Source organism: Frankia sp. CcWB3, from assembly GCF_977927595.1.
Genome location: NZ_CDWRCK010000225.1, coordinates 1 through 6,941 on the forward strand (window position 1 = coordinate 1; position 6,941 = coordinate 6,941).

The window sequence follows — 6,941 nt, forward strand, 5'->3', positions numbered from 1 at the left end:
CATGCCCTAGTGGTGTCGAGACCCGTCCATGGTTCTTCGGGGAGCCCCATGGACGGGCTGGGCTCAGATTCGTGGTGTTTTTATGGTGTTTGTGATAAGATTTTTAGTGCTTTCGGTGGTTACATCAACATCCTTGACACTTCCGTTAGATGTTGTCGATCTTCTCTTGATCTTTCATTGGGCTGCCCTGGGGCCGTCCTGGGACTGGTTCGGCGTGGAGGCCGCGGCAGCGCGAGGCATCGGGCCGGGCGTCTGTCGCCCGCTTGATGCACGTGCACCCGACCGTGCTGTATCGTGAGCTGAAGTTCGTGCAGTCGCACACGCTGGCATGGTGGGACGATCTTCCGGGGGGTGTTCCGTCATGGTTTTGGCTGGCAGTCGGTCGGCGGTCGGTGGTTGGCCCGTCGGTGGTACAGCGAGCGGACGGCGTGGGTCGGGGCCGTGGCGGCACGGCTTCCCGGGGCTTCAGGAGATCGACATGAGCAAGATCTACAGCGGTATGCCTGCCGCGGCGCTGCAGCGCGTGACATGGCAGAAGAGCCGCCGGAGCAACTCGCAGGGAAACTGCGTCGAAATGGCGAAGCTTCCGGGCGACGAAGTTGCCGTCCGTAACTCTCGGCATCCAAGCGGACTCGCTCTGGTGTATACCCGAGCTGAAATCGAGGCTCTGATACTCGGCGCCAAAGACGGCGACTTCGACAACCTGCTCCAGTAGCTGAGCCCGTCATGGCTTTCCCGGTTCCGGCAGCCTCGACGAGGCGGGTACGTTCCATCGCCGCGTGGGCTCCCCCTGCAGGGAGCCCACGCCGGGTCGTGGACGGTGTGGGCACCGTGGCCGATTGTGGTCTGGGGGGCGGTGCCCGCCCGGACCGCCCGGACCGGGCGGGCACGTGGCGAGACGGTGCCAGCCCCGCTCCTGCACTTAGCAACCCGCTCACGCGGCCCGCGGTCGCGTTCGCGTCGCTCCCGGCCAACCGGACCGGAGACAGCATGCCCACGTCGATCCCTGAACGGATCTTCAGCTCGGAGGATCTGCCGCTCCTCTCACTTCCCGGTGCCGACGGGCTCATCACCTGCCAGTGGATTCACGAGTCCATGAGGGTGCGGACCCCGTCGGGAGGCGGCGGTGACGCCATCGAGGAGCGGCGGCGCGCGCAGGTCAGTTTCGTCCTGGTCGAGCCGGCCTGGCTGGTTCGCGCGGCGGCCGAGCGGCTACGCGCACCGGCAGTCGACGCCATCGTCCTGCACGCTCATGCCAGCCTGCCCGGTCGCAGCGCGCTGGCCTTGGCGTTCGCTTCTCATCTGCGCAATGCCCTGAGACGGCCGGGAGCAGGCGGTACGCCCGCCCCCGGCGGCCCCCCCGGGTCCGGCGGCGAGCCGGAGGTCGGTGACAACGTCGTCACCGCCGGGGTGCGGCCGGATCTCAGCGGCTTCGCCGATCTGATCCGGGTACCCCATCTGGTGACCGTCACCGACGGCACCGGTGCCGTCGCGGACACAGTTGTGTGGGAAATCATGACCGGCGCGCAGTTCGACACCTGGCTCGACGGAGCTCCCCGGCCCGACCAGCGAGTCATCGAGGCGCACCTGCCCGGTCTGTTGCGCCTGCGCGGCCTGCACCGGGTCGGCCGGCTGGATCATCCGGGCGCCGGTGCTCTGCTGGACCTGCTGGGCGGCGGCTATCTCTCCAGCCGGTTGATCCACCGCTGCCCCCAGGCCGTCCTCCCGTTCGTCGCCGCGGCCTGACCCCCGGTTCCCCGCCGGGGAACCGGGGATACCCCGTGTCTACCTGTATCCTGCCGTTATCCTGCCGTTCGCCACTCGGGAGTGCCATGCGCGACGGTGGTTACGCGGCGCGCCTTCCACCACCTGACAGTCAGCCAGGGCCTATGGTCAAGCGCACCGGAACGCCGCTTTATGGGGAGAGTCGCGGATGACCGTATCGCTCGAGGACGCCCGTCGGATCATCGCCGCCGGGGAGAAATATGCGGTTCACCTCGGTCAACCGGTTAACATTGCCGTCGTTGACCACGCCGGAATTCTGGTTGCCCACGTCCGGATGGACAATGCCCGGCTCGAGACCGCGGATATCTCCGTCGACAAGGCGTGTGCGGCTCGCTCCTGGGCTCCGCCGGCCCAGCTGGTCAGTCATACCGGTGGCGAGGGACACGCTGGCGGCAAGGCACCTGCCACGGGTGACGGCCGCGTCGGACGGGAGCGTCCGTCGCCGGCGGAACCGGTCGTCACGGGTCTGCCCGGTGCGCTGCCGCTGTGGCGGAACGGGGTGATCGTGGGGGCCGTCGGGGTGAGCGGTGGTCCCGCCCCCCTTGACCAGGCCATCGCCCGGGCTGCCGCGGCGGCGTTCTGACCTGGCCGACCTGGCCGACCGGGGCCGCACCCCACGGGGTACCGCGTGGGGAGCCCGAAGCAGGATCGGATCCTGAAACCGGGAGCGATCGATCTTCGGTGAATCTCACAAAATCAACGGAATGGCACCGAAGAGTGGTCCTCCTGGTTCAGGCTTGATGGAGTGAGGAGCATCACGGCTCTGGGGGCCGGGCCGCACCGGCCTCGGCGCCGTCGTGCGGACCGTCGGGCCGCGCTGCTCGGGCTCGTGAGTCTCCTGATCGTCTTGGGAGCGGTCGGCTGCCGGGTCTCCACCGACAGGCCGACCGCGCCCCCGGCCTGCGCGGCGCCGGGCGTCGGTCCGGGCTCGATCAGATTCGGCCTGCTCTATCCGGACACCGGAAACGCGGCGTCACTGTTCCGGTCCTTCCGGGCCGGGGTGGACGCCCGGCTCGGGGTGGCGGACAAGGCGGGTGGTGTGTATGGCCGAAAAGTGATCTATGTCTGGCGGGATGACGCCTCGAATCCCGCCGGGAACCAGGCCGCCGCCCAGGGGCTCGTGGAAGACGACCAGGTGTTCGGCATCATCGAGTCGACCTCCGTGGCCAGTGGTTCCGCTGGTTATCTCAATAGCCGGCGAATACCGGTGACCGGTACCTCGCTGGAAGCGGCCTGGACCCACAACGACAACATGTTCAGCTACTCGAATATGATCTTCGACGGGCCGTCCGTCACGACCTGGGGTGAGTTCGTCGCCGAGCGCGGCGGCCACCGGGCGATCATCGCCCAGTCCGGGTTCTCGGCGACCTCCGTGACCCTCGCCGACAAGATGGCGCTGAGCCTCGCCGCGGCCGGGGTGCGGGTGCTCGGCCGGATCGATGCGACCGGGCCGGTCGACATCCCAGGTATCGGCCGGAAGGTGCGCGATAGCGGCGCGGACGTCCTGGTCGGCGCCGTCACCGGCGCCGCCTTCGGCCAGGTGGTCCTGGGCGCCCGGGTGGCCCGGGCAGATCTGCGGGTCATCCTGTCGCCCACCGGCTACGACCAGCGTCTCCTGCAATTGTTCGGCGGAGTGCTGGCCGGGGTCTACAGTTTCGTCGACTACCTGCCGTTCGAGCAGGAGACTCCCGCTCACCAGCGGTTCCTGCAGGCCATGCTGGAGTACGCGCCCCAGGTGTCCCCGCCGGCGGCCCTGTCCGGGTGGATCTCGGCGGACATGTTCCTGCGCGGCTTGGTGGCCGCCGGGCCATGTCCCAGCCGGGAGACGTTCATCAGGGGCCTGCGGGCGGTGCGCGGCTATGACGCGGACGGGTTGCTGCCCGCCCCCGTCAACTTCGCCGCCCATTTCGGGCAGATCACCCGTTGCTACACCTTCCTTCAGGTCACCGCGGACGCGAAACGTTTCGCGCTGGTCTCGCCCGTACCACGGTGCGGGACCGAGATCGGCCGGTAGCACGTGCCCCATCGCGGCGCCGCGATGTGAGCTGCGTCCGCGCCGCCCGTGCCTCCTGACCAAGAACTTCGGACTAGCCTCGGACTAGCATCGCTGGGGCGGCAGAAGACGTTCCAGTCCAGGACCGGTTACCCAGCCGGCTCGGGATCGTTACGAGGACGACACGGGCCGCACCCCGATCTTCCGTGATCTGCACCAGGAGAAGCCAGTGAGCTCAACGCCCGTCAACGTCACCGTAACCGGCGCCGCCGGTCAGATCGGCTACGCGCTACTGTTCCGCATCGCGTCGGGCCAGCTGCTGGGTGCGGGCACGCCGGTGAAGCTGTGTCTGTTGGAGATCCCGCAGGCCGTGCGGGCGGCGGAGGGCACGGCGCTGGAGCTCGAGGACAGCGCCTTCCCGCTACTGGCGGGGGTTGACGTGTTCGACGACGCCAAGCGGGCCTTCGAGGGCACCAACGTGGCCCTCCTCGTCGGCGCACGCCCGCGGACCAAGGGCATGGAGCGTGGTGACCTGCTGTCCGCCAACGGCGGGATCTTCAAGCCGCAGGGCGAGGCGATCAACAGCGGGGCCGCCGAGGACATCAGGGTTCTCGTCGTCGGGAACCCGGCCAACACCAATGCGCTCATCGCTCAGACGCACGCTCCGGACGTGCCCGCCGAGCGATTCACCGCGATGACCCGGCTTGACCACAACCGCGCGATCGCGCAGCTCGCCAAGAAACTCGGCGTGCCCAGCACCGAGATCAAGAAGATCACGATCTGGGGTAACCATTCGGCTACCCAGTACCCGGACATCTTCCACGCCGAGGTGGGCGGACGCAGCGACGCCGAGGCGGTCGGCGACCAGGCATGGATTGCCGACGAGTTCATCCCGCGGGTCGCCAAGCGGGGCGCCGAGATCATTGAGGTGCGCGGCGCATCGTCCGCGGCGTCGGCCGCCTCCGCGGCCATCGACCACATCTTCACCTGGGTCAACGGCACCCCGGCGGGCGACTGGACCTCGGCGGCGATCCCGTCCGACGGCTCCTACGGGGTGCCCGAGGGGCTCATCTCCTCGTTCCCGGTCACCGCGTCCGGCGGCCGGTTCGAGATCGTGCAGGGTCTGGAGCTCGACGCCTTCTCCCGGGAGAAGATCGACGCCTCGGTGCGTGAGCTGGCCGAGGAGCGGGAGGCGGTCCGCGCGCTCGGCCTCATCTGAGCCGATTTCTCCCCGCCTGCGCAGGCTGGTGAAGCGGAGGGAAGCGCGGAGGGCTGGTCACGGTTGCCGGCCCGGAAAACGTGATTACCCCTCCACAACTCCGCGCCATGCGGCGGGAGATGACGCGAACGGCGGACTTCCCGGCGTCCGTTGTGGTTTCTTCTTGAGGGACATCGGTACCAGTGCCGGCGCCCGCGGCGTCAGCCGACCGAATCGCATGCGCGCGGGCGACGGGGGATGACGAGAAATCCGTGATCCGGTCTCCGTGATCCGGGATTCCGGCTCTCGGCTGGCCTGTCGCCGATGCGGCCGTCGGTCGTCGGACGTCGGCTTGGAGCCCTCGCCGCCGTCAGTGGTGGCGAGACGTCCGAGGAGAGACATTGTCCCTCACGTCCGCCCAGCCCGTCCCCTCGATCCCACCGCATTCCCTGCTGCTGTTCCTGCTTCAGCTCGCCGTGCTGCTCAGTCTGGCAATTCTGCTCGGGCGTCTCGCCGTGCGCCTGCGGATGCCCGCCATCGTCGGGGAGCTCTGCGTCGGCGTGCTCCTCGGCCCGTCATTGCTCGGAACGCTGTGGCCGGCCTTCTCGGACTGGTTGCTTCCGCGTGACGCCGCGCAGTTTCACCTGCTCGACGCGGTGGGACAGCTCGGCGTTCTCTTCCTGGTCGCGCTCAGCGGGTTCGAGATTGATACGCGGATCATCCGCCGGCGCAGTCTCACCGTCGCCCGGATCAGCCTCGGTGGGTTGCTCCTGCCGTTGGGTTTCGGGATCGCCACCGGCGTGCTGATGCCGTCCTCCCTGCTGGGCCCCGACGGCGACCGGACGGTCTTCGCGCTGTTCCTCGGGGTGACGATGTGCGTGAGCGCCATCCCGGTGATGGCGAAGACGCTCATGGAGATGCGTCTGACCCATCGGGAGGTCGGGCAGCTCGCGCTGGCCGGCGGGATCATCGACGACGCCGTTGGCTGGCTGATGCTGGCGGTCGTGTCCGCGATGGCGACCACCGGTGTCCGGGCGGGCGACACGGCGTTGTCGGTGCTTTACGTCCTCGGGGCGGGGATCTTCGCGTTGACGATCGGCCGGGTCGTCGTCCGGGCCGTGCTGGGACGGATCATTGCTACGAGTGGTGCCGGGGCTGGGGCTGGCGCCGATCCCGGCGCCAGGAGCGGATCGGTCGTGGCCTTCGTGGCCGTGCTGGTGCTCGCGTCGGCGGCCGGGACGCAGGCGTTGGAGCTGGAGGCGGTGTTCGGCGCCTTCCTGGGCGGGGTCGTCCTCGGGTCGTCCGGCCTGGTGGATCAGGCCAGTGTCGCCCCGTTGCGAATCGTGGTGATGGCGGTGCTCGCGCCCATCTTCTTCGCGACGGTGGGCCTACGTGTCGATCTCACCGCTCTGGGTGAACCCCGGGTTCTGCTCGCGGCGGTGATCGTGCTCGCGGTCGCGGTCTTTGGCAAGTTTGCCGGTGTGTACGCGGGGGCACGGGCCAGCCGGCTGACCCCCTGGGAGGCTCTTGCCCTGGGCGCCGGCATGAACGCGCGGGGGGTCATCGAGATCGTGGTGGCCAGCGTCGGCGTGCGGCTGGGGGTGCTCTCCACCGAGACGTACACGGTCATCGTTCTGGTCGCGATCGTCACGTCGGTCATGGCTCCGCCGATCCTGCGCCGTGCCATGCGACAGGTTGAGCAGACCGCTGCCGAGGAACAGCGCCGCCTTGTGCTGGACGGTCACCTGGTGACGGACGGTCACCTGGTGGCGGGCGGCCGTCTCGTGCTGGACGGTCACCATGCGAGCGGTGCCGGTGGCGTCGGTGCCGCGGAGGCGGGCGTCATTCCCGTCGCGAGGCCCGGACGCTCCCCGGAGTTCGGTCCCGCGCACGACACCGAAGGTCGGTGAACCCACCCAATACAACGGGTAGGGACGGGTTAGAATTCGGGATCGGGATCTGGAT

General features: G+C 68.8%; 6 protein-coding genes. All 6 read left to right on the forward strand.

What is annotated here, in order from left to right:
• Nucleotides 1–478 precede the first annotated feature (478 nt).
• Complete coding sequence (locus ACY5KJ_RS15800) at nucleotides 479–715, forward strand: DUF397 domain-containing protein (protein WP_462203701.1); 237 nt, start codon at nucleotides 479–481, stop codon at nucleotides 713–715.
• Nucleotides 716–990: 275 nt separating this feature from the next.
• Nucleotides 991–1,746, forward strand: coding sequence for a hypothetical protein (locus tag ACY5KJ_RS15805; RefSeq protein WP_462188882.1), 756 nt, complete (start codon nucleotides 991–993; stop codon nucleotides 1,744–1,746).
• 187 nt (nucleotides 1,747–1,933) lie between these two features.
• Nucleotides 1,934–2,368, forward strand: a complete 435-nt coding sequence (locus ACY5KJ_RS15810) for a GlcG/HbpS family heme-binding protein (protein ID WP_462188883.1) — start codon at nucleotides 1,934–1,936, stop codon at nucleotides 2,366–2,368.
• Nucleotides 2,369–2,623: 255 nt separating this feature from the next.
• Nucleotides 2,624–3,799 (forward strand): ABC transporter substrate-binding protein, encoded by a 1,176-nt coding sequence (locus ACY5KJ_RS15815; RefSeq protein ID WP_462188887.1) that lies wholly within the window; start codon nucleotides 2,624–2,626, stop codon nucleotides 3,797–3,799.
• Nucleotides 3,800–4,007: 208 nt separating this feature from the next.
• Nucleotides 4,008–4,997, forward strand: coding sequence for a malate dehydrogenase (locus tag ACY5KJ_RS15820; protein ID WP_462188884.1), 990 nt, complete (start codon nucleotides 4,008–4,010; stop codon nucleotides 4,995–4,997).
• 380 nt (nucleotides 4,998–5,377) lie between these two features.
• Complete coding sequence (locus ACY5KJ_RS15825) at nucleotides 5,378–6,886, forward strand: cation:proton antiporter (protein WP_462203703.1); 1,509 nt, start codon at nucleotides 5,378–5,380, stop codon at nucleotides 6,884–6,886.
• Nucleotides 6,887–6,941: the final 55 nt, after the last annotated feature.